Here is a 22485-nt window from a genome sequence, read left to right as displayed (position 1 = left end):
GCGGTTATGGGCATGAGAAACGAGGAAGCTGGAACGGGTTGCGAATGCTGTTTGGCGCAAACTCCAGCGTGACCTGATGTCCGTCAACGTTGAAGGTGGCCTGACGGCTCAGGCTCCCCGCCCCCGGGCTGGTGCTCGCTTTATCGAAGAAGCGGTTCAGCGCCCAGGCACCGTTCGTCACCAGCGTCGCCGTGCTGCCGTTCGCCAGACCCAGCTGCATTCGGACCTGGTTGGTGCCGCCCGGCCCCGGCCAGTTCATGATCTGCACGGCCTGCGGGCCGTGGCTGTAGCGCAGCAGCTGGCCGTCAACGTCCAGCGTCAGGTTCAGAATGGTGTTATCCATTCGCACGGTGCGTACCGTCACCTTGAAAGACGGCGTGGTTGCGCCGTTAGCAAAAAAGGCGTCGCGAATAGACTGGGCCTGCTGGAACGGTCTCAGCAGCCCTTCGCTTCCCGGCAGCGTTTTACCGTCGATGCCCGGCATAAAGCGCCAGTTTGCCTGCGTGGTATCCACTTTATTGGTCAGGTTGTCGCGGAAGAAGGCGTCCATCAAACCGGTGCCGGGGGCAAACATGCGCGCGAGATCGTCAGGGGTGACCTCGGTGCTGGCGCTGCGCACCAGCGGGTAGCGACCGGCAATCGCCTGGCGACAGAACCCGCCCACCTCCACGTTGATGCGCTTACGCACGTTTTCCAGGTCACGGCGCTGGGTATCGCTGCTGGCGCCCACCGCCATATTGCTGAACATGGTTTGCAGCCCGCCCGGCAGACGACCGGCGCTGGCCTGCAGACGGCTGATCGCCTCGCCGCCCGGTGCCGGCATGCCGCTGTTGGCGGCGTCCTGTACGGCGGTCAGATAACGGTAAAGCTCATCCACCTGCTTGAGAAAATCGTCAAATACGATGGTCTTCCCGCCCTTCTCCAGCGGCTGCGCCAGCTCGATCATCGGCGCATAGTGGTCGGTCACCAGCTGCTCCGGCGCCTGCGTGACCACGGCAGCCTGCGTCGGGGCATTGTCATTGTTGCTGAACAGCGCTTCCAGCGTACGGGTGGCGCGGTTGCTCTGATCCTGCGCTTTACCCGCATCTTCTGGCGCAGGCGCATTGCGCGACAGCGTCAGCACCTGGCTCAGGTTCTGCACCAGACGGCGCAGCGGCGAGTTTGCCCCCGAGAGCAGGCGCGCCGTGTTGATGCGCTGGGAAAGGTCGGCGCTGTTATTCAGCTGAATGTCGGCGAGAAAGCGATCCCAGTTAGCGATAAAGTCGCGCATGTAGAGCTGGCGCACGGCGTTATCGATTTGCTGTTTATCCTCTTGCGCCGTGGCGGCCCCCAGCACCCAGGCGTCGTCCTCGTGCAGGGCGGTGGTAACGCTGTCAATCTGGCCGTTAAAGCTTTTCCAGTAGCCGTCCGGCGTATAGAGCCCCGGCACGCCTTCGCTCACCGGCTTGCCGCTTTTGCGTGAAAAGACCAGCTCGCTCTGCGGTCCGCCCAGGTCGGAAAGGGAAACCGGCTTCAGGTTTTCATCATGCTCCAGCAGGCGCTTGAGACGACCGTACACCCTCGTGGAGAGCGGCTGCTGGTTGATCATCGCCCTTTCGCGCGCAACCAGGGATTCATCCTGCGCGTACGGGGAGGCCTGAATCTTCGGCTCCAGCAGCTGGGTCAGGTGCCATTCAAGCTCTTGCAGCTGCGCCTTCGTGACGTTCTGCGGCAGGTTACGCTGCAGGTTGAGCATCACCCACGAGTGCAGGAATTTGCCATCATAGTGCTTCGGCTGATAGAGCATCTGATAGGCTTTCAGCGCTTCGTAGCTGTATTCCACATCGCTGCCGTTGTCGTTGCGAAGCCAGGTGGTAATGTGCATGGCAACGGCCGGCAGCAGCATCTGATCCAGCGCTTTCTGGTACAGAGACTGGGAAGCATCGCTGACGTCATCCCCACGATAAAGCCCCATACGGCGGGAAACGGGCGGGTCGTTCACGTCAAACGCGTCGCTTTTTGGCAGGTCAACCAGACCGTTCAGCAGCGGCAGCAGATCGAACAGGTCACGCTGGGTCTGGTTCTGCAGCGCCTTGCTCTGCTGGTCAAGCAGCGGCACCTTCGCATCCACCTCTTCCAGATAGGCCTTGTTTTTGGCATAGCTGGTCAGCCACAGCCCGCCCAGGATCACCAGCAGGGCCAGCAGCGCCGCGTAGCCGGACCAGATCACGGCCCGGTTGCGCAGTTCCCACCAGCGGTTTTCTCCGGCGATCCCGGCTTCCTGGAAAATGACGTTTTGCAGCAGGTTCTTGATGAAGAAGCTCTGGCCTTTCGCCCCCGGGATAGGGGCCTCTTTGCTCACCGAATCCCAGCGATCCGCCTCCGCCCCTTCCGGCAGCGACAGCGCACGGTTCAGTTCGCCCATCACGCGGTCGAACGGCATGCCTTCCTGCGTGCCGCTGGCGAAGTAGATCCCGCGCGGGGAGAATTCGGTTTCGAAGTTGGAGCGGGCGAAGACCGTGCTCAGATAATCCGCCAGCAGCGGACGCAGCGCGGCGAACTCCTGTGGGAAGAGATAGGCTTCGGCACGGGCTTTCGCGTCGTGCTCTTTCAGCATCGTTTCCGGCAGCCCGGCATCGAGGCGCTGCTGTAAAAGCGAAAACTCCTGCTGGAAGTTGCCCATCAGGTCGTAGTCAGCGTGTTTGGTTTGTTCCCATGGCAGCGTAAAGCCCCAGATCTGGTCGCGCTGCGCTTTGTCGTAGTCGGCAAACCAGGCGCGGAAGCCTTTAAGCAGGTCGGCCTTGGTCACCATCACGTACACCGGGAAGCGGATGCCCAGCTGTTCATGCAGCTCGGACAAACGCTGACGCAGATTCACCGCCTGCTGGCGGGACGCCTCGGCAGACTGGGTAAGCAGGTCAGAAATGCTGATGGTGATGATGACGCCGTTGATCGGCTGGCGGCGGCGATACTTGCGCAGCAGGTTGATAAACTCCAGCCATTCGCCGGCGTCCTGCACCTGCTCGCTCTCCTGCGTGGTGTAGCGCCCTGCCGTATCCAGCAGCACCGCCTCGTTGGTGAACCACCAGTCGCAGTTGCGCGTGCCGCCGATGCCCCGCAGCGCAGTCTTACCGAAACGATCCGCCAGCGGGAACTGCAGCCCGGAGTTGACCAGCGCCGTGGTTTTACCCGAGCCCGGCGCGCCGATAATGACGTACCACGGCAGTTGATAGAGATATTGCGTGCTGAAGCGCTGGGTCCACTGGGCACCCTGTCCCGCTTTGCTGAAGTGCGCTTTTTTCAGCATTTGCGCGGCTTCATCAAAGCGGCTGGCGAGGATCTGCTCCTCGCTGTTCAGCCGCTTCTGGGGATCCGCCGCTTCCGGACTGGCGGTGTTCTCTTTGAGCTTGTCCATCAGCTTGCGGTTCAGCCAGGCATTGTACAGCCGCGGCAGAATGTGGCCCTGCGCCCAGAGCAGGTAGACCACGGCGATACTGATTATGCGGTTCTGTTCGGACTCAAGCGGCCGGGTGTCCACGATGGACAACAGGGGACCAATCATCCAGATCACCGCCGCCAGCGCCGTTACGCCGAGGAAGCTCCACAGAATGCGGTTGGTCAAAATGGAAAGAAGTGTAGTCAGCATCCTTAGTTTCCTTGCGGCAATCCGTTCAGCTCGGCCTGCGTATTTTCAGGCGACACCAGCAGAGTAATTTCCACACGGCGGTTACGGGCGCGGTTTTCCGGCGTCGTGTTCGGCGCCACCGGGTTAATCTCACCCCGCCCTTCCGCCTTCACGCGGCCAGGCTGAGAGAGGCTTCCCTGCAGCATTTTCTGTACGGAGCGGGCACGTTCCAGAGAAAGTTCATAGTTAGAGGCAAAGCGCGCGCTGCGGATCGGCACGTTGTCGCTGTAGCCCACCACCAGAATTTTGCCGCTGACGTTATTCATCGCCTGCGCAATGCGGTTGATCACCGGCTCATAGCGGTCGCGCACCACGGTAGAGGCCGAGGCAAACAGCCCGTCGCCCTTCAGGATAACGACGCTGCGATCCGCTTCGTCTTTCACCGCGACGAGGCCCGCCTCGATTTCCGGCTTCAGGAAGCCCCGCAGGTTCAGCACCGCCGGTAGCTGACGAGCCGGCTGCTGAATAGTGGTTTCCGGCAGCTGAGACTGGTAAATCTTCGCCAGCACCGGGTTGGTGTTATCGCCAAGACGCCAGTTAAGCACGATATAAAACAGACAGGCGATAAAGCCGGCCAGCGCCACGCAGGCCCACAGGGGAACCATTGGCCGCCAGAGCTTGCGCAGCACCGGACGATCTTCCGGATGGGGTGAAAGCGGCGGCGGGTAGCTGCCGCGTACGCCGCGGATCATCTGCCACAGACGCTGCTTGATGGTTTCAAGCTGGGTGCGGCCATTGTCCAGCACCCGATAGCGCCCCTCGAATCCAAGCAGCAGGCAGTAGTTGATCATCTCCAGCAGCAGGATATGTTCGCGCGGGTTCTGCGACAGGCGCGCCAGCAGCTGGAAAAACTTCTCGCCGCCCCAGGTTTCGTTATGGAACGTCACCAGCAGGCCATTGCTTGACCAGACGCCGCTGCTGCCCCAGGGGGTGAGCGCGGCGGCTTCATCAAGCGCCGTACACAGGCAGTAACGCGCCCCGACGATCACTTCATAAGGCAGCCCCGCCTGCTGGCAGCGGACTTCAAAACGGCGAATCTCATCGATCAGACGCTGGCGCAGCGCCACCTGATCGTCATGCGACACCGAATGACGGATCTGCGGGATCGCATTGAGCAGCGGATTGGCGGCCGCCACCAGCTGATTGTTGCTACTGGCTCCGGTAAACGCGGCATCACTGCCGGTGTCCTGTCGTTCCTGCATATTAAGCGCTCGCTTTATTATTCTGTCGGGCTACGGATGGCCCAAAACTCCATATCCAGCCCCGGGAACTCCCCTGCAAGATGCAGGGCGAATGCGCCGGACTTATCCATCTCGTGCCACAGCTCGCTGCCCTTCTCGAGCTCGAAGTAGCTGTAGCCGGCGTGCCACGGGATCTGCGGCGGCGCGACCGGCATGGCGCGCAGCATAATGCCCGGCAGCTGCAGCTGGACCAGATCGCGAATTTTCGACACCGGCGCGACCTTCATCTGCGCCGGGAAATGGGTTTGCAGGTGTTCGCCCGGCACATTGGCTTTGACCGCCAGCACAAAGCCAAACTCGCGCACCATGCTGGTTTCCGGCACCGTGGCGATGTTCAGGCCGTGAGAGCGTTCGTTAAGCGGCAGCTGAATTGCGTGGTCTTCCATTACCAGCGACAGTCCCTGGCGCAGCATCAGCATCAGCTTGCTAAAGCAGTTTGCCAGGTCGTCATGATCGTAAATCGGCAGCACGCTTTCAGCGGTGCGTTGCGACGTCCAGGTGGCGAGCTCGGTGGCAAACGGCAGCCAGCTGCGCCAGAGCGTTTCCGGATGCAGCAGCGGGAGGGTTTTTAAATGCGACACCTCGCCCAGGTGACGGTTAACCAGCGACAGCAGCGTAAACTCGATCATTTCAGAGGTGTTAAAGCGGCCAGGCTGGCGCAATCGGCCGCCAATCTGCTGGCTGCGCTGCACCAGTAAGCCGTGCAGATCGTTGATCATACTGTAGATCTGCGGGCTGTTATTGGCGTTAAGCATCGGCGGGATGTAGCTGTTATCGAGGCGCACGTGGTTGTCGTTGCGTTTCTCAGCCACAAACGCCACGCCGATGGCGGTCCATTCGGCCGTGAGGTCTTTTTCCAGCATCAGGGTCAGACGCAGGCGGCCAAACTGGACGGTGGCGTCCCCCACCGACATGGCGTTATCGTCTTCGACCTCTTGCTCGAACGCGATAAAGCGCGCCAGCGAGGCCGGCTCTTCGCTGAAAATCACCTCTTCTCTCTCGCCGCGACGAACCGGCAGCGCGAGCACCACCTTTTCATTGGTGAGGTTGTCAGGAATTTTCAGCGGCACAGGACCGTTGCGCCCGTTACGGACCTGGAAAAAGGTGCCGTCCGGCAGCAACCCGCTGCAGTAGCTCAGGGCAATGCATCCCTGGCGAAGCATCGCTTCATCCAGTTCAACGTCCAGAAAGCCCCAGAGATAAGAGCGCTGCAGCGCACCCCATTCACGAACATGGTTGAGCAGATAACTTTCAGTCCGCTGAAAATGGTGTGGACGCAGGAACATGCCTTCGGTCCAGACGACCTTTTCTGCTTTGGTCATGATGATGTGTTTCCTGTTATGAAGCGCGTTACTGGCTGATGACCCGAATGCCGTTCACGTCGAGGAAGACGTTGGCCTGAAGTTCATCTGCGGACCATTTCCAGAACTGATAGATGTGATTTTCGCCAGGCACGGGCAGAGGGAGTGAAACGCGCCATTTTTTGCCATCCAGCATCTGATATTCCGCCATCACGCCGATGTAGCGGGCCTCCGGAGAGCTTTGCCCGCTGAGGGTTTTCGACAGCTGTCCCGGCATCAGGAAGAACACATCGCTGTTCAGCAGATTCGCGCCAAGCGTGGCTGACGCGTTGTTCTGCAGGGAGTAGAAGTCGCTGGACATGAAATCCGCATCGGATTTCAGCAACAGCACCCGGACCTTAAGCGGCGCAGATTCATTGATTTGTGGATGAGCCTGAAACTGCAGATTGTAGCGGGAGGGGTCGCTGTGTGAAGACGACGTACAACCACCGACAAGGGCGAAAATCACCGCGTAAAAGAATAACCACAGCTTATGAAAATTTTTATTATTCATAAAAATGCGCTCATGAAAGCCGTTTAGTTCAGGATCCAGGTACCGTTAGCGCTGTCTTTGCAGGCTTTGCTGTTGCCGTCGACATCAACACAGGTCGCTTTTTTACGCGCCTTAGGACGAATGGCCTGCTTACGCACGGTGGCCTCGTACTGATCGGCCTTGATAACGGCACGCATCGGGACGTAACCAATCAGCTGCTCGTTACCTTCATCGGCAAGCGCCATCCAGTAGTGTTCAACCTGCCCCAGCACCACATACGTTTTACCGGTCTCGAGGTTGCGGATAACCTTGCCGCCAAAGTCAGGACGGCTCATCAGGGATGCCGGATACATGGCACGATACGGCTCGTTGACCGGCGTGAACTCCGCCGGCGGCGTAACGGCGTGACGGTGGGTTAAGGTTACGCCGTTGACCTGGCTGGTCTCGATCGTATCGTCGTTGATCACAGGTTTCTGCGGCGCTTTACAGCCCGCCACCGCCATTACAAACAGAAGTGAAAACAGTACGCGCATTTTCATATGCTTTTCCGTAGCGATATTTCGATGATGGAGATAAGGGGATGAAGTTTGACTTAAGTGCTATTGTTAAAATAGCCAGGATATTTTCAGGATGTTACTATTTTAAGGACATAGCTACCGCACGAGCCCTCCAGAATAAGGCCCAGCGTGTTCCTGACATATTTTGACAAACGGTAAACAAGTTTACATGAGCTTCGTATCAATTCAATATTTACCGCTGCGCAACTGGTGGTAAATGAAGCAGTCGGAAGATTATAGGATTAATCTGAGAAAAAAACCCGACGTGGCCTAACCCCTCTAATTCCCTCACCTCATTACGACTTAAGGTTATGTTTTATAAATGAAAAAGACAAAAGAGAATCACTTTCATTAACGCAATGTCGCTATTATCGCCACTACCATAATTAGTAGAATTCGCGTATTGGTGATGTCAGAACAATATACTGACGATGAATTATTTGTTGCACTAACAGGGTATCTTTAATATTCATCGCAATTATTGTCATAATGGGATTATTTCACTTATGCAGCATGACGTTAATTTCACGCCTCAAAATAACTTTATATTTCACGTTGTGAAAATACCCCACCAGGGCATAAATTATATCCATTAATCATTAAGCCCGAGTAAACATTCCAGCCGCCCTCGCGTTGCCCAATGCGCCCGAGAGCCTGCCAGACGCGGATATTTTCTTTTCCACCGTGCAAAAGCTTCATTCGAAGTTTAACGGGTACTACATCCTCCTGCGCTCGCCACCATCTATCCCACCTAACGGATGATAGATAATATTTATTATTAAAATGATAAAATTTCGTTATAATTTCTTTAAATATTTATGCGGCATAGCTGTTAAATCACTGTAATAAAAAGAATTTAAGATAAGACACCTTGCCGTATCGGATGCACACAGACATCCGGCCGCCATTGCTGTCGCTTATCGTCTTCTTCAGTGATTTATTGGCTTAGTCGCCGTAAGACCGAACAAATCAGGAGTTGGTATGAACAGTAAAAGACGCTCAGTGCCCGGTATCAGACACTATGATGGTCCTGCAGGCGGCTGGGGCGCGTTAAAAGCCACGGCCATTGCGGTACGTACCCAGATGGATACCTTTGATGCCCCCGCGACGCTGCTGCGCACCAATCAACCTGACGGTTTTGACTGCCCGGGCTGCGCGTGGCCAGATAAAGAACACAAATCCACGTTCCAGTTCTGCGAGAACGGCGCCAAAGCGGTGACGTGGGAAGCCACCAGCAAGCGCGTGACACCCGCGTTTCTGGCGGAAAACAGCGTCTCCTCGCTGCTGGCAAAATCGGACTTTGAACTGGAAGGTTACGGTCGGCTGACGCATCCCCTGCGCTATGACCGCGACAGCGATACCTTCAGGCCCGTCGAATGGGACGAGGCGTTTCAGCGCATCGGAGAGGTGTTGCGCGGGCTCGAACCGGACCAGGTCGAGTTCTATACCTCCGGGCGAGCCTCTAACGAAGCGGCGTACCTGTTCCAGCTGTTCGCCCGCGAATACGGCACCAATAACTTCCCGGACTGCTCGAATATGTGTCATGAAGCCACCAGCGTCGGTTTACCGCGTTCGATTGGCATTGGGAAAGGCACCGTCTCGCTGGACGACTTCGACAAGACCGAGCTTGTGATCTCCATCGGTCACAACCCTGGCACCAACCATCCGCGAATGATGGGTACCCTGCACGAGCTGGCGCGTCGCAATGTGCCGATCATCGTCTTTAACCCGCTGCGCGAGCGCGCCCTGGAACGCTTCGCCGATCCGCAAAGCGTGATCGAAATGGCCACCTACGGCTCCACGGATATCGCTTCGACCTATTTCCAGGTGAAGGCCGGGGGCGATGCCGCCGCCCTGAAAGGCATCGCTAAACACCTCCTGGAGATGGAGGCCGAACGCGGTGACGTGCTCGACCACGCGTTTATTGCGGCGCACACCCAGGGCTTTGCGGACTTTGCCGCCGATATCGCGCAAACCCGCTGGGACGACATCGAGCGCGAGTCGGGCCTGAGCCAGTCGGCGCTCAAAAAGGTCGCAGAGGCCTATGCGAAATCGAAGGCCACCATCATTACCTACGGGATGGGGATTACCCAGCACAATAAAGGCACGGCAAACGTGCGGCTGATCGCTGACGTGCTGCTGCTGCGCGGGAATATCGGCAAGCCCGGCGCGGGAATCTGCCCGCTGCGCGGCCACTCAAACGTGCAGGGAAACCGCACCGTCGGGATTAGCGAGAAACCCGCGCCGGCCTTCCTGAACCGTCTGAAGGCGGTGTTCGGCTTTGAGCCGCCGTCTCACCACGGACACGACGCGGTGCAGGCGACGCAGGCGATGATCGACGGCCGCGCAAAAGCGCTCATCTGCCTCGGCGGCAATTTTGCGGTGGCAATGCCCGATCATGAACGCGGCTTTCCGGCTATGGGATCTCTGGAGCTGAGCGTCCACGTTGGCACCAAGCTGAACCGCACGCATCTGCTGGTGGGCAAAGAGACGTTTATTCTGCCGTGCCTGGGCCGCACCGAGCTGGACGTTCAGGTATCCGGACGTCAGTCCATCACCGTCGAAGACTCCATGTCGATGGTGCATGCCTCTTCCGGCAAGCTGAAGCCCGCCTCCCCGCGGCTCCGTTCGGAGCCCGCTATCGTCGCCGGCATGGCGAAAGCCACCCTGCCCGCCACCCGCGTGGACTGGTTAACGCTGGTGGCGGATTACGACCGCATCCGCGATCTGATCGAGCAGACCATTCCGGGCTTTGAGAACTACAATGCGCGGATCCGCGTTCCCGGCGGCTTTCGGATGCCGCTGCCGCCAACGCAGCGTATCTGGCCAACGGCGACGGGAAAAGCGATGTTCTCGGTATTCGACGGCGTTCACGAGAACGCCAGCGGTGAAGGCGAGCACGTTCTGCGCCTGATCACGCTGCGCAGCCACGACCAGTACAACACCACCATTTACGCCCTGGACGACCGCTACCGTGGCGTGTTTGGCCGTCGCGACGTGCTGTTTATGAACGAAGACGACATGGCGCAGTCAGGACTGGAACACGGCGACCGCGTGGACATTGAAACCGCCCTGCCCGGCAGCGTGCAGCGTCTGGAAGACATCACCGTGGTGGCCTACAGCATTGCCCCGGGCTCTGTCGGCGCCTACTACCCGGAGGCCAACGTGCTGGTGCCGCTCGACTATCTGGATAAGGACAGCGGAACGCCGTCCTATAAATCCGTTCCGGTTCGCATCACCCTGCGCTCAAAAGAGATCCGCATGCTGTAAGGCCGTTCGCGCGGAGAAAACGATGGATATAAAACAGTTAAAATACTTAATCGCGCTGGACCAGACCCGACACTTTGGTAAAGCGGCCTCGCAGTGCAACATCACCCAGCCGACCCTCTCCATGCGCATCCGTAACCTGGAAGAGGAGCTGGGGCTGGTGCTGATTGTGCGCGGGCAGCGCTTTGAAGGGTTTACGCCGGAGGGGGAACGCATCCTCGCGTGGGCCCGCGCCCTGCTGGCCGCGCACGACGGGTTACAGGCGGAAGCCGCGCTGTGCAAAGGCCAGGTGGTGGGTGAATTACGGCTGGGGATGGTGCCGCTGGCGAGCGTGGACCCAATGATCTTTATTCGTCTGCTGACGCACAAATACCCGGAGCTGACCTACAGCCTCTATTCCATGTCCTCAGCGCAGATTGCCGACGGCGTCAGCCGCAACCAGCTCGAACTGGGGATTTGCTACCTTAACAGTATCGACACCAGCCTGTTCGACGTTATCCAGTTGCCCAAAACGAAGATGGGGCTGCTGCACGACACCCGCCACTTCCAGCTACGCCAGGAGAGTTTGACATGGCACGATCTGATGGATTTTCCGCTGGGGTTCCTGACCAAAGGGATGCACTACCGGGCGCATATGGAGGCCAGCTTTAACGCGGCCGGTATCGATCCGACGTCCGTTTTTGAAAGCGACTCCACGTTTCAGATCATTCAGGCGGTTCAGAGCGGCGTATGCTGCGCCGTGATGCCGCTGAACAACGGGCTGGAAGATCTGAACGGTCATTTCCGGATAGTCCCCATCGTCGACGCGAATATTGAGGCCCCCGTCGGCCTGATTATGCGCAGGCAAAAACCCGTCTCCTCGCTGGCGCTGCGCTGTTTTACCGACGCGCAGGAGATTTTTCATTCTCGCAATGAGGCATAAGCCTGACGCGTCACCGCGCTAAAACCGTCGATGAGCACCGCGTCGCAAACGTCCCGGTGTTCCGGCGCATCCACCAGCGCGCGTAGCGCATCGCGAAGGGCGCTCAGCGTTTCAGCCGAGGTATTGTGCGAGGTGATGAGCGGCAGCCCTGGCGTCAGGGGGGTGCGGTCGATGACCGCCAGCCCGGCAAGCCGCTCCGGCTCGTGACGCTGCAGCAGCGCCCAGGTAACACAGTCGATGGCCGCGATATCCCCTGCCCCGCGTTTGATATCAATCAGCGACTGCCGATGGCTGCCGCTAAAGGACGTTTGCGCGAAAAACGGACCGTCAGCGGTCAGGGGAGCCACTTTTTTTCGCAGCGCACGGTAGCCGGACTGCGAGTCCGGGGAATTACAGATCGCCCGGCGTCCGCGAAAATCAGCCAGCGTGAGATGCCGATCCTCCTCGCGCACCGCCAGAACGCTGCGGTAGTGGATCCCTTCGCAGCCCGGTGCCGTGTAGTGAAAACAGCCAACCACCTGCACGTCCGGGAGCTGCGTGACCAGCGGAAAGCCGCAGGCCTGGCTGAGGATAAGCCCAGGCTGCCGCCAGTGGGCCAGCAGATCGAACTCCGGCCAGCCGGGATCGCGATCGACGGGCACACCGCGCGCGGCCAGTAACCCCTTTACCGCCAGCCAGAGCGCGCGGGTGTCGGCGCGATCCACGGCGTACATGGGAAACGCCAGCAGGTTACTCATACCCTTCCCCTTGTTGCACTCCGGGATGAACGGTGACGTCGACGGGCCGGGTCCAGAACTGTCGCAGCCATTCACCGTAGCCCCTGACGAGGAAACCGCGATTTCGCTCCCGGTACGCCTCCCGGTTTTGCAGGTAGATCGCCCTCAGCCCGTACCAGGGAACGCCCGGTAAATCATGATGTACTGAATGGTAGTTGAGATTCAAAAACAGCACCCGCCAGAAGAGCCCCGCCTCGTTAATGACGGAGCGGGCGAGCGGGTCGTCCGCCGCGCGATGTTCGAAAAACGATCGGACTTTAGTGAGCGCCAGCGCCGGATAGCTTACCGCCAGCACAAACCAGACGGGTGAAAAACCGACGCGCGTCATCCAGACGAAAAGTGCCGCCAGCAGCACACCGTGCACCAGCCACATCGCCATTGCCCGCAGGTGAAGATGGCGAAACGCCGCCGCGGCGCTGCCCAGCGTCTGAAGAATATCGAGCAGCGGCGACAGCATCAGCCGACCGGCGAAGGTATTCCGGGCGCGGATTGCGCGCTTCTGCCACGGGGTAAAGCGCGCCCAGCTCTCGTCGGTAAAATAGTAGGACTCCGGGTCATCCACCGGATGGGTCAGGCTGTCGTACCGGTGATGGGCCAGATGGGAATCCCGGTACAGGCCATACGGATACCAGACCGCCAGCGGGAGCGTGCCAAACAGCTGGTTAAGCCAGGCAAAACGCGTCGGGTGTCCGTGGATGAGCTCATGCTGCAGGGACATATACCAGGCGGTAAACCCGATAAGCAGCAGCGTAGCGGGCAACAGGCCGAGCGTTTGCCAGAACGCCAGCGTGCCAAACCAGCCAGCATAAATGGTCATCATTAACAGCCAGGTGGGCAGTTCGCTTCGCCACAGGAATCCCGAAGCGAGATGGTGGATTTGATTGCGCTGCTGCGGATGCAAATAGAGGGAGCTTCGTTTACCCATTCCTTCAGACGCCGTTTCGCCAAAGACAGTGCCCTGACGATCGGGGATTACGCCTGAAATAACAAACAACTTAAATCGCTTTGCTTTGCCAGAAACGTCCGGGTCGCCCGCCGCTTGACTTATTCTGTAATAAAGGTACTTTTCAGGACATGAAGAAGATCCTGATTATCGTTCCCGACGGCGGCATGCTGTTTGAAGCCGCCGGTATCGCCGACATTCTGATGCAGGCCAACCGACTGCACCCGGAAGGGCTTGCCCACCCCCGCTACCGGATTATCATCGCCACGACCCAGCCTCACCAGGTGATTCACGGTCAATCCGGCCTGAATCTGCTGGCGGATTACCGCCTGCCGGAGCTGGATCCGCGCGAACCGCTGGACACCATTATCATCACCGGGCGCGGCATGAACGAGCAGGAGAGCACGGCGGTGGTCGACTGGCTCCACCTTGCTGCACCGCACGCCCGGCGGGTCGCCTCTATATGCGGCGGCGCGATGCTACTGGCCCAGAGCGGTTTGCTTGACGGTCGTCGTGCGACCACCCACTGGCGGCTGCTGGAGACAATGCAGGCTCAGTATCCGTCGATCAAGGTCGAAGGCGGTCCGCTGTATATTCAGGACGGCCCCGTCTGGACCTCCGGCGGCGTGAGTTCAGGGTTTGACCTGACCCTGGCGCTGGTGGAGGAAGACTACGGATTTACCCTCGCCCGCGACGTGGCGCAGGATATGGTGATGTATCTGCGCCGCCCCGGGGGACAGCTGCAGTTTAGCCGCTACAGCCTGCAGCAGCCCGGCACGTCGGGCCCGATAAGCGAGCTGCAGGCCTGGATGCTGCAGAACCTCACCGCCGACCTGTGCGTGGAAAATCTGGCCGAAAAGGCGGCGATGAGCCCGCGTAATTTCACCCGTGTGTTTACCCGTGAAACCGGCGTCTCTCCTGCCCGCTACGTGACTGAAGCGCGTCTGGCCGCTGCCCGCCAGCTGCTTGAGCAGACCAGCGATTCCCTTGAGCGCATTGCCGGGCAAAGCGGGTTTGGCACCAGTATTAACCTGCGGCGCGTGTTCGAGAAACAGCTCCACCTCACCCCGAGCGAATATCGCCAGCGCTTTCACTGCCGGAAAATGGCCTAATCTGATCCTTTTTTGTCGTTTACGCCATTTCGCCTGACGCCTACAGTGACTCCAGACAACGAAAGATAAGGAGTGCACCATGGTTAAGGTCGGTATTAACGGTTTCGGCCGTATCGGACGTAATTTCCTGCGCGCGGCGCTGGGTAACCCGGATCTGCAGATTGTGGCCATTAACGATCTGACGGACAGCAAAACCCTCGCCCATCTGCTGAAACACGACTCCCTGTTGGGCAAACTGCCCGCGCCCGTTGAAGCGGCCGACGGCGCGCTGCAGGTAGACGGGCAGCGTATCGCCGTCTTTAGCGAACGCGATCCGGCAAATATTCCGTGGCGCGATGTCGGCGTTGACGTGGTGATTGAAGCCACCGGGTTCTTTACCGAACGGGAAAAAGCGGCAGTGCATATCACTCACGGCGGCGCTAAGCGCGTCATCATTTCCGCTCCCGGGAAGAACGACGACCTGACGATTGTGATGGGCGTCAACCACGAGCAGTACGATCCCGCCCGCCACGATGTAGTCAGTAACGGGAGCTGCACCACGAACGGTCTGGCACCGGCTGCTCAGGTGCTGCATCAGCAGTTCGGGATTGAGCATGGCCTGATGAACACGACCCACGCCTACACCAACAGCCAGGCGCTGCACGACCAGCCGGAGAAAGATCTGCGCGGCGCCCGCGCGGCGGCGCTGTCGATTGTGCCTTACTCCAGCGGCGCGGCGAAAGCGCTGGGGAAAGTGATCCCCTCCCTGGACGGTAAACTGACCGGGTATTCCCTGCGCGTGCCGGTTCCGGTGGTGTCGATTGTGGATTTAACGGTGACGCTGAGCCGCAACGTGACCGCCGAAGAGGTGAACGACGCGTTCCGTCACGCTGCCGCCAGCGGGCCACTGAAAGGCATTCTGGGGTATAGCGATGAGCCGCTGGTTTCCAGCGATTACCAGGGCGACCCGCGCTCCTCGATTATCGACGGGCTTTCCACCCTGGTGATTGGCGGGAATATGGTGAAAATCCTGGCGTGGTATGACAACGAGTGGGGATTCTCAAACCGCCTGGTGGATTTGGCGGTATTTATGGATAAGAAAGGGCTGTAAGTCTTACTTTAATACCGGGTGGCGCTTGCGCTTACCCGGCCTACACATTATATCATTATTCAAAATATCTCTCCCCCCTCGCAGAATTAATAAATTAAGATAATCCTAAGTCTATTCAACGGCTGCTAATTCATCACATCAATTATAAAAAAGCACCCATTAACTTAGAAAATAGGTTAGTGGATATTCTTTATTTTACTTTTAAAAATGCGAGTGCGATCGCTGTCCACAGGTGACAACGTAGCCCATGATGAACTCTGTACACAACAGGGACAGGCTATGTATTACAGTAAATCGATTATCGAAAAAATAGGGTCCGATAAAGAACTTGCTTTAAGGCTTGATCGCGCCGTAGCTGGGGTGAGAGACGGAGCTATTGAATATTTAAATAATCTTGGCGATGCTACAACACGCTTACTCTATTATACGTCTTGCTTCACGGATAATTACCAGGATGTATGTAAACGATTAGGTTATGAAGATTTAAGGTTTTTAGAAGGAGTAGCACAGCTCGTTAAGCATAGAGATGTAATTTTTAGAATGGTTAGGATTTATATTGAAACGATGCTTCATAACAAATCCAATAGCCAAAGAAAAAACATTCTTGAGAGAATAATACCATTTACAACAAACTACTCAGTAAAGCAGGTATCTAAGAATGGGTTGATTTATGCCGTCACGTCATACATCTGTTATGGTAATAACATGAACGCGGCCGTACAAGTGCATTTATGAAAAAAATTGGTTGGGGCACAGGAGGTGTAATTAGCGTATTAAACCTTTACGCCATAGTCCAGCATGCGGCAGACAGCGCAAATACACTGAAAAAATTCCAACCGTTGTTTTACCATGCGCTGTATGTTGAAAAGCTGGAAATGATGTATTTTCTTATTGAACCCGTGATAATGAAGACCGGATATCTTAACTTAAACACTGTATCCGATGGTGAAATTGCTGATGCGCTAAATAAAATGATGCGATAATGTGGAAATCTATAAAAGAATTTTTGATGCAATTTTTAAAAAGTTTTTTAAAAGATATTATGTATGATTTTTTTTGGTATGGCACTGGAATATTCGTTGTCATTCTAGGTGCTGTCGTAGTGAGTTTTATAGAAGATGAAGAAATTGCACTAAGGATTTTTGGGATTATTTTATTAGTTGTTTACTTCATTGCGTTTCGCTACAAAAACAAAGGGTAAATAAATGTCTACACCAGCACATATATGGCTTACAGATGAAAATAACGCCCCGATTACAGGGGAGTGTTTAATGCCTACGAGATTGGGCTCTACCGAACTAAAATCGTTTAACCACTCGGTGTGGATCCCCACCGATTCCAATACGGGAAAACTGACAGGAACACGACTTCATGTCCCAATTTCCCTTGAAAAAGAAATAGATCGCGTCACCCCCTATCTATTTCGTGCCGTCTGTACAGGAAAAACATTCAAAACGGCATTAATCAAAATGTATAAAATCAATGACGCCGGGATCGAGCGTGAATACTTCAACATCATCCTGGAAAACGTCAAGATAACAAGGATCTCCCCTTTATTGCACCCGCTAGGTATCGCGAGTGCTCATATGGAAGAAGTCGAACTGCGATATGAATCAATCGAATGGAAATATTGTGACGGAAATATAATGTTTAAAGACACTTGGAATGAAAGAGCGACTGCCTAGAATAATAGATATCTATAAATTCCCTCTCCCGCAGGAGAGGGAAAAGATCACTCCGCCTTAACCTTCACGCCCATAAACACAATCACCATTGCCGTTACCAGCAGAAGGCCGCTGCCGGCGAATACGCCGCTGGCACCGTTGAGGTCAAAGACCGCCCCGCCCCCGGCTGCACCGGCGCTTATCGCCAGCTGAATTGAGGCTACCAGCAGCCCCCCTGCACTTTCGGCTTCATCCGGAACGGTGGTGGCAAGCCAGGTTGACCAGCCCACCGGAACCAGACCAAATGCAAAGCCCCACAGCGCAACCAGGAAACCGTCCAGCATGGCCAGATGGCCAAACGCCACCATCGTGAGCGCGAGAACGCCCATGGCGAACGGCACCAGCGCCAGCGTCAGGCGCAGATTACGCGCCAGAAGATGTCCGGCAACGGAGGTGCCCACAAAATTGGCCAGTCCAAAGCCCAGCAGGATCAGTGAAATGGTCTCTACGCTCGCCTGCCCTACCGTTTCCAGGAACGGACGCAGGTAGGTGAAGAAAGCAAAATGGCCGCTGAAGATCAGAATGGTTGCCAGCATGCCGCCGATCATTCCCGGACGACGCAGCACGCGGAACAGCGTGCTCAGGCTCCCGCTACTCTCCGGCCTCATGGACGGCAGGACCCAGAGCTGCCACAGCAGCGCCAGCATGCTTGGCAGAATGCAGAGGATAAAGACGTTACGCCAGCCGATCAGGCTGCCAAGATAGCTTCCCAGCGGCGCCGCAACCACCGTGGCAATCGATACGCTGGAGAAGATCACCGCCAGCGCTTTCGGCACTTTGTCCACCGGCACCAGACGCATTGTCGTGGCCGTCGACATCGCCCAGAATCCCCCAATGGCAACCCCCAGCAGCAGGCGCCCCATCAGCAGGACGTGCAGGTTGGGCGCAAAGGCCACCAGCAGGCTGGAGATGATTTGCAGCACCGAGAAAAACATCAGCACCCAGCGGCGGTCGATACTTTTGGTTGCCGGGGTAATCAGCAGCCCGGTCACCAGCGCCACGAGCGCGGTGGCGGTCACGGCCTGCCCAGCCATTCCCTCGCTCACGCCCAGGCTCGCGGCCATGGGCGTTAACAAACTGGCGGGCAGAAATTCTGCCGTAATTAACCCAAACACCCCCAGCCCCAGTGAATAGACGGCCCGCCAGGCGGGTTTTGCAGGCGTTACCGCCTCGCTCGCCGCGACACATGAATTCATCTGTTTTTCTCCCGTTATAGAAATGTGACAACTGTCGCAAAAGAATAGAAGGTTCACCCTGGACGATCTATGACATATAATCTCCACTTATTGATTATTCGTCCGGAGTTGTGCCATGACCGTACAGTCACCCGATTTGATCAGCGAACTTTTACGCGGCATGCGCCTGTCAGGGGTGAAATACCGGCGGATTGAAGCCAGCTCGCCGTTTGGCGTTGCGTTCCACCAGGCGCCCGGTAAAGCGCAGTTTCATTTCGTGAGCCACGGCAGCGCCCTGCTGCGAATGGAGAGCGGTGCGACCTTTGAACTGAGCAGCGGGGACGCCCTGTTTATTCCGGGCGGTAATTCCCATGCCCTGCTTTCCGACGAAAAGGCCACCATTACCCCGGTCAGCGACTTTCCCAGCGAACCCATCTGCAGCTCGGTCTGCGCCATTACCTGTGAGCCCTGCCCGGAGAGCGAGAACACCATCATCTTTAGCGGGTGCATGGATTTCGAGCTGGGCGGGATGCAGCCGCTGATCAAGTCGATGCCGGAGGTGATGATGGTCAGCCGGCTGATGTCCACCTGGCCGGAAATTCATCCGCTGCTCGCGGCGATGGAGCGCGAATCAATGACGCGACAGGTCGGCTTCGCCGGGATCCTCGCCCGGCTGGCCGACGTGGTGGCGGCGCTGATCGTGCGCGGCTGGGTCGAGGCGGGTTGTGGAAAAGCGACGGGCTGGGTGCAGGTCTTGCGCGACCCTCGCCTGAGCCGGGCTATCTACGCTATGCACCAGCAGCCCGGTCTGAACTGGAACGTGGCGGACCTGGCAAAAGAAGCGGGTACCTCCCGCTCCGTGTTTGCCGAACGGTTTCTGGCCGCGACGGGAACCACCCCGGCCAAATATCTCAGCGAGCTGAGGATGCGGCTGGCCATTCAGTATATTCGCCATGAAAATCAGCCCATTGAAACGGTCGCGCTGCGGCTGGGGTATGGATCGCTGGCGGCGTTCAGCCGGGCGTTTAAGCGGATTATCGGGCATGCGCCCGGCACGCTGCGGGAAGCCAGCCAGACTCCGGAAGAGGTCTGACTGGCGTAAGGCATCAGAAATAGTATTTAAAGCGCACGCGTCCGCCGTAGCGATCGTCATTTCGGTCATCGCCGTCTTTCGGATGGGCTTCCACCCAGGACGCATACGCGCCAAGATAAATATTGAAATTCTTCATCTTCATCACGTTCGGGATCAGGTATGAAGCATGGATGGTGTGAATATCATAATCCCCGGGATCGGTCACCCAGCAGTCGCCGTCGCAGTCAGCGTCGAAGTTCGCGGTGTTGAAATTATCGATCTGGTTATGCGCGTAGATATAGCCCAGCTCAAAATTACGCCATAAGGCGTTCACGCCTGCGGTGAAATCCTTCTCGTCCGTAGCATCCATATACGCGGTATTCAGGTTCGCCACGATACCGTCATCCGGATCGGTTTTTTGCCCGTTCCAGGTCAAGGTGAAGCCGTAGCCCGTACGGTCAGACTGGTCTATCCATTGTCCTGATGCGTCGCGGTAGCCATAGGCGTTGTTGACGAGGTTGCTCTCCATCGCGATAGCCGTCGAGAAGTTGCCTTCCTGCCAGGCAATGACCGGTCGGACGTAGGCGACGTTTTTTTCATTATCCAGGTCCACGCCGTGATACTGCTGGTCAACAAACAGTGAACTCCCGTCTTCCAGCAGGGTGTTAACCTCGACATACCAGTTTCCCAGGGTTTTGCTCAGCAGGAAGTTACCGCCGCTGTCGCTACGCCCGCGCCCCTCTTTCATCATGTAAATGTAGCCGTAGCCATCGCTGTAGAGATCGTTGGCCGTGTTGCCGGAATATTCCACGAAGGTGTCCTGATTCAGCGGGAACATGTCATAGGCTTCAAAGCGCCCGACTTTCACCTTCCAGTCGTTTTCCGTGCCAAAGAAGAAAACGGCATCATCAAGGTTCATTTTCCCCGTCAGGTCAGCCAGCGGCTGCACGGAGAAACCGGCGAAATTGCCGTTGTCCATGCGCTTATATCCATCAAAGCCCAGCAGCAGACGACCGTTAATATCCCAGCGCTCGTGGCTGCCGGGCGCCCAGTCTTTATTGGCCGTCGTTTTCACGGCCGTTAAGCTGCCGGTCTTGCTGGCCGCGTCCATATTAAATTCAACGTCGCCATAAAACGTAATATCGCCGTAGCCGGATAACGTCAGCTTCGGTGCCGCTTGCGCTGTCGCAGGCTCTGTGGATTCAACGACAACCGGGTTGGCGGCCACCGCGGTCTGCTGCTGTTTTTCCAGAACCTGAATTTGTGCTTCCGCCTTAGACGCCCGGGTTTCGGCCTTTTCGAGACGCGCCTCCAGCTGCGCCAGCTTATCCTCCAGACGCTGAGTATCTTTTGCGGCCATTGCTCCGGTAGTACAAAACGCACTGACAATGAGTGCAATATATTTCACTTTCATCGACTCCATCCTCGTGAGTTAATCATTATTTCCTGACGGACACAGAGAACCTCACCGATACTTCGCATGAATTATCGGCTTACTATTTATACCCGTCATACTTCAAGTTGCATGTGCGTTGGCTGCATTCGTTCACCCCAGTCACTTACTTATGTAAGCTCCTGGGATTCACTCCTTTGCCGCCTTCCTGCAACTCGAATTATTTAGGGTATAAACCATTAAGAGTTAGCGAACTCGCCTTTATTTAAATCGCTCACCACGCCATTCATGACGTTTTCCGTTAATTTATAAAATTTAATTGAGAAGGCGGTGAGTAAATAAAAGAGTGAAGGGATCAGCGTAAACAGCAGAATGACGCCCTGAACGGCGGATTCCGATTGTACGGTGCTGCTGGATTCATAATTATACCAGGCCAGCACCCAGCCAAGAATGGCACCGCCGACGGCGACACCTAATTTAATCACGAATATATTGGCCGCAACGTTCATGCCTGTAATACGACGCTGGGTTTTCCATTCACCGTAATTATTCGCATCGGTGATCATAGACCACTGCAGCGCACCGTTGCCGCCCTGGACAATCTGAATAAGCACGTGGGCGATCAGGGGAATAACCCAGAACTCCAGCGGCAGCCAGAAACAGGCCACGCCCAATGCCGCATTCAGGATATTGATCCAGAACGAGAGTTTGACCTTGCAAAAACGGGTACCAAACGGCTGAGCCAGCACGGAACCAAACATCGAGGCCAGCATGCCGCCCAGCATAAAGAACGAGATAATATCCGCCCCTCTGTTCAGCACGGTGTTCACGTAATAGACCACCGCACCGCCGCGAATCACCACCGCCACCAGCATCATAAAGTTATAGAGGGAGAGAATGCGCCACTGGTCGTTACGGAAGAGAATTTTAACGTCGCGCGCGATGTTCAGGTTCTCCTCTTTGATGGGCTGCACGCGCTCTTTTGTGGTCGCGAAACAGACGATAAACATCAGACAGCCGATCGCACCAAAAAGCGCCATCGCCACCTGAATACCGGTCGCTCTGTCGCCCGGGTAGAGGTAGTCCGCCAGCGGCAGAATGAGGGCTGTGCCAAGCGCGCCGCCAATGGGGGTGATGGCAAATCGCCAGGACTGCAATGAGAGATTTTCACGCGGGTCGGACGTGAGTGCCGCCCCCAGGGAGCAATACGGGATATTAATGGCGGTGTACATCAGGGTCATAAAAATATACGCCCCGACGGCGTAATAAATTTTTCCGGTTTCGGTAAAATCCGGAATGGAATAAACCAGCACGCAGCTCACCGCAAAAGGAACGCATATCGCCAGCAGCCACGGACGAAAACGCCCCCAGCGCGTTGATGTTGCATCGGCAATTGCCCCCATAATGGGATCGGTAATGGCATCTAATAAACGCACCAGAAGAAACATGGTTCCCATTACGGCAGGCGGTAATCCATAGATATCCGTATAGTAATACGCCAGAATGGCCACCGATGAATCAAATACAATGTGGCTTGCTGCATCGCCCAGGCTATAGCCTATTTTCTCTTTGACCGGAATTTTTTCTGCAACTGACATAGCGTAACCTCTTATTTATGAAACCGGTTTCTTGTGCAACAACCATTTCGCCTGAGAGTGACGCCGCGATCCATTATGTTTTTTCACCAGCAACTTATGTTTTTTGCTTTATGTGATC

19 protein-coding genes are annotated in these 22485 nt (G+C 56.6%); 9 read left to right on the top strand and 10 right to left on the bottom strand.

Translation table 11 applies throughout. The features are described 5' to 3' along the window. Positions 1 to 4 precede the first annotated feature (4 nt). Genes tssM through M2433_RS00685 form a run of 5 tightly spaced genes read right to left on the bottom strand, consistent with a single transcriptional unit; the run spans position 5 to position 7277 of the window. Positions 5 to 3625 (bottom strand): type VI secretion system membrane subunit TssM, encoded by a 3621-nt coding sequence (gene tssM / locus M2433_RS00705; protein ID WP_059312797.1) that lies wholly within the window; start codon positions 3623 to 3625, stop codon positions 5 to 7. A gap of 2 nt (positions 3626 to 3627) precedes the next feature. Continuing rightward, the gene (locus M2433_RS00700; RefSeq protein ID WP_033145801.1) at positions 3628 to 4866 is read right to left on the bottom strand and encodes a DotU family type VI secretion system protein; all 1239 of its coding nucleotides are present in this window, start codon (positions 4864 to 4866) and stop codon (positions 3628 to 3630) included. Positions 4867 to 4883: 17 nt separating this feature from the next. Then, positions 4884 to 6227 (bottom strand): type VI secretion system baseplate subunit TssK, encoded by a 1344-nt coding sequence (gene tssK, locus M2433_RS00695; RefSeq protein WP_047345802.1) that lies wholly within the window; start codon positions 6225 to 6227, stop codon positions 4884 to 4886. Positions 6228 to 6255: 28 nt separating this feature from the next. Further along, positions 6256 to 6759, bottom strand: coding sequence for a type VI secretion system lipoprotein TssJ (tssJ, locus tag M2433_RS00690; protein ID WP_047345803.1), 504 nt, complete (start codon positions 6757 to 6759; stop codon positions 6256 to 6258). A gap of 23 nt (positions 6760 to 6782) precedes the next feature. Then, positions 6783 to 7277 (bottom strand): hypothetical protein, encoded by a 495-nt coding sequence (locus M2433_RS00685; RefSeq protein ID WP_059312794.1) that lies wholly within the window; start codon positions 7275 to 7277, stop codon positions 6783 to 6785. Between the two features lie 999 nt (positions 7278 to 8276). Between M2433_RS00685 and M2433_RS00680 the strand changes: the two genes are divergently transcribed. Both M2433_RS00680 and M2433_RS00675 read left to right on the top strand, forming a co-directional pair. After that, positions 8277 to 10565, top strand: a complete 2289-nt coding sequence (locus M2433_RS00680) for an FdhF/YdeP family oxidoreductase (protein ID WP_429052204.1) — start codon at positions 8277 to 8279, stop codon at positions 10563 to 10565. Positions 10566 to 10587: 22 nt separating this feature from the next. Then, a complete protein-coding gene (locus M2433_RS00675; RefSeq protein WP_429052203.1) occupies positions 10588 to 11484 on the top strand; it encodes a LysR family transcriptional regulator in 897 nt (298 codons plus the stop codon). Here M2433_RS00675 and M2433_RS00670 read toward each other — a convergent pair. Next, complete coding sequence (locus M2433_RS00670; protein WP_429052202.1) at positions 11463 to 12221, bottom strand: phosphate/phosphite/phosphonate ABC transporter substrate-binding protein; 759 nt, start codon at positions 12219 to 12221, stop codon at positions 11463 to 11465. The two genes, M2433_RS00675 and M2433_RS00670, sit on opposite strands and share 22 nt — an antisense overlap. Continuing rightward, complete coding sequence (locus tag M2433_RS00665) at positions 12214 to 13185, bottom strand: fatty acid desaturase (protein WP_429052200.1); 972 nt, start codon at positions 13183 to 13185, stop codon at positions 12214 to 12216. The genes M2433_RS00670 and M2433_RS00665 overlap by 8 nt, the downstream gene beginning before the upstream one ends. 149 nt (positions 13186 to 13334) lie before the next feature. On the opposite strand from M2433_RS00665, the gene M2433_RS00660 reads away from it, so the two are divergent. The 6 genes from M2433_RS00660 to M2433_RS00635 all read left to right on the top strand — a co-directional run bounded on the left by M2433_RS00660 (position 13335) and on the right by M2433_RS00635 (position 17090). Further along, positions 13335 to 14315, top strand: a complete 981-nt coding sequence (locus M2433_RS00660; protein ID WP_429052198.1) for a GlxA family transcriptional regulator — start codon at positions 13335 to 13337, stop codon at positions 14313 to 14315. A 79-nt stretch (positions 14316 to 14394) separates the two neighbouring features. Then, entirely contained in the window at positions 14395 to 15405 is a 1011-nt protein-coding gene (gap, locus tag M2433_RS00655) for a type I glyceraldehyde-3-phosphate dehydrogenase (protein ID WP_429052197.1), read from the top strand. A 279-nt stretch (positions 15406 to 15684) separates the two neighbouring features. Then, complete coding sequence (locus tag M2433_RS00650; RefSeq protein WP_429052195.1) at positions 15685 to 16140, top strand: hypothetical protein; 456 nt, start codon at positions 15685 to 15687, stop codon at positions 16138 to 16140. Next, entirely contained in the window at positions 16137 to 16388 is a 252-nt protein-coding gene (locus tag M2433_RS00645; RefSeq protein WP_429052194.1) for a hypothetical protein, read from the top strand. Before M2433_RS00650 ends, M2433_RS00645 begins: the two co-directional genes overlap by 4 nt. Beyond that, the gene (locus M2433_RS00640) at positions 16388 to 16606 is read left to right on the top strand and encodes a hypothetical protein (RefSeq protein WP_429052192.1); all 219 of its coding nucleotides are present in this window, start codon (positions 16388 to 16390) and stop codon (positions 16604 to 16606) included. Before M2433_RS00645 ends, M2433_RS00640 begins: the two co-directional genes overlap by 1 nt. A 4-nt stretch (positions 16607 to 16610) precedes the next feature. Further along, positions 16611 to 17090 (top strand): Hcp family type VI secretion system effector, encoded by a 480-nt coding sequence (locus tag M2433_RS00635; RefSeq protein ID WP_429052190.1) that lies wholly within the window; start codon positions 16611 to 16613, stop codon positions 17088 to 17090. A gap of 47 nt (positions 17091 to 17137) precedes the next feature. On the opposite strand, the gene M2433_RS00630 is transcribed toward M2433_RS00635, so the two are convergent. Next, entirely contained in the window at positions 17138 to 18325 is a 1188-nt protein-coding gene (locus M2433_RS00630) for an MFS transporter (protein ID WP_429052189.1), read from the bottom strand. A gap of 115 nt (positions 18326 to 18440) precedes the next feature. On the opposite strand from M2433_RS00630, the gene M2433_RS00625 reads away from it, so the two are divergent. After that, positions 18441 to 19397 (top strand): AraC family transcriptional regulator, encoded by a 957-nt coding sequence (locus M2433_RS00625; protein ID WP_429052187.1) that lies wholly within the window; start codon positions 18441 to 18443, stop codon positions 19395 to 19397. A 13-nt stretch (positions 19398 to 19410) separates the two neighbouring features. Here the strand turns inward: M2433_RS00625 and M2433_RS00620 are convergent, their stop codons facing one another. After that, positions 19411 to 20790, bottom strand: a complete 1380-nt coding sequence (locus M2433_RS00620) for a carbohydrate porin (protein ID WP_429052186.1) — start codon at positions 20788 to 20790, stop codon at positions 19411 to 19413. A gap of 218 nt (positions 20791 to 21008) precedes the next feature. Continuing rightward, complete coding sequence (locus tag M2433_RS00615) at positions 21009 to 22367, bottom strand: glycoside-pentoside-hexuronide (GPH):cation symporter (RefSeq protein WP_429052185.1); 1359 nt, start codon at positions 22365 to 22367, stop codon at positions 21009 to 21011. Positions 22368 to 22485 lie beyond the last annotated feature (118 nt).

Source organism: Enterobacter sp. AC1 (genome assembly GCF_050434705.1).
Lineage (GTDB): Bacteria > Pseudomonadota > Gammaproteobacteria > Enterobacterales > Enterobacteriaceae > Enterobacter > Enterobacter cloacae_L.
Note: the sequence above shows the minus strand (reverse complement) of the source record. Positions and strands in the feature narration are given on the sequence as shown.

What these genes read in the sequence shown, in the direction of transcription:
- M2433_RS00650 (WP_429052195.1), top strand. Translation starts at nt 15,685, where the DNA reads ATGTATTACAGTAAATCGATTATCGAAAAAATAGGGTCCGATAAAGAA.
- M2433_RS00665 (WP_429052200.1), bottom strand. Translation starts at nt 13,185, where the DNA reads ATGGGTAAACGAAGCTCCCTCTATTTGCATCCGCAGCAGCGCAATCAA.
- M2433_RS00640 (WP_429052192.1), top strand. Translation starts at nt 16,388, where the DNA reads ATGTGGAAATCTATAAAAGAATTTTTGATGCAATTTTTAAAAAGTTTT.
- tssM (WP_059312797.1), bottom strand. Translation starts at nt 3,625, where the DNA reads ATGCTGACTACACTTCTTTCCATTTTGACCAACCGCATTCTGTGGAGC.
- M2433_RS00630 (WP_429052189.1), bottom strand. Translation starts at nt 18,325, where the DNA reads ATGAATTCATGTGTCGCGGCGAGCGAGGCGGTAACGCCTGCAAAACCC.
- M2433_RS00670 (WP_429052202.1), bottom strand. Translation starts at nt 12,221, where the DNA reads ATGAGTAACCTGCTGGCGTTTCCCATGTACGCCGTGGATCGCGCCGAC.
- M2433_RS00620 (WP_429052186.1), bottom strand. Translation starts at nt 20,790, where the DNA reads ATGAAAGTGAAATATATTGCACTCATTGTCAGTGCGTTTTGTACTACC.
- M2433_RS00660 (WP_429052198.1), top strand. Translation starts at nt 13,335, where the DNA reads ATGAAGAAGATCCTGATTATCGTTCCCGACGGCGGCATGCTGTTTGAA.
- M2433_RS00625 (WP_429052187.1), top strand. Translation starts at nt 18,441, where the DNA reads ATGACCGTACAGTCACCCGATTTGATCAGCGAACTTTTACGCGGCATG.
- M2433_RS00645 (WP_429052194.1), top strand. Translation starts at nt 16,137, where the DNA reads ATGAAAAAAATTGGTTGGGGCACAGGAGGTGTAATTAGCGTATTAAAC.
- M2433_RS00700 (WP_033145801.1), bottom strand. Translation starts at nt 4,866, where the DNA reads ATGCAGGAACGACAGGACACCGGCAGTGATGCCGCGTTTACCGGAGCC.
- M2433_RS00680 (WP_429052204.1), top strand. Translation starts at nt 8,277, where the DNA reads ATGAACAGTAAAAGACGCTCAGTGCCCGGTATCAGACACTATGATGGT.
- M2433_RS00675 (WP_429052203.1), top strand. Translation starts at nt 10,588, where the DNA reads ATGGATATAAAACAGTTAAAATACTTAATCGCGCTGGACCAGACCCGA.
- gap (WP_429052197.1), top strand. Translation starts at nt 14,395, where the DNA reads ATGGTTAAGGTCGGTATTAACGGTTTCGGCCGTATCGGACGTAATTTC.
- M2433_RS00685 (WP_059312794.1), bottom strand. Translation starts at nt 7,277, where the DNA reads ATGAAAATGCGCGTACTGTTTTCACTTCTGTTTGTAATGGCGGTGGCG.
- tssK (WP_047345802.1), bottom strand. Translation starts at nt 6,227, where the DNA reads ATGACCAAAGCAGAAAAGGTCGTCTGGACCGAAGGCATGTTCCTGCGT.
- M2433_RS00635 (WP_429052190.1), top strand. Translation starts at nt 16,611, where the DNA reads ATGTCTACACCAGCACATATATGGCTTACAGATGAAAATAACGCCCCG.
- M2433_RS00615 (WP_429052185.1), bottom strand. Translation starts at nt 22,367, where the DNA reads ATGTCAGTTGCAGAAAAAATTCCGGTCAAAGAGAAAATAGGCTATAGC.
- tssJ (WP_047345803.1), bottom strand. Translation starts at nt 6,759, where the DNA reads ATGAATAATAAAAATTTTCATAAGCTGTGGTTATTCTTTTACGCGGTG.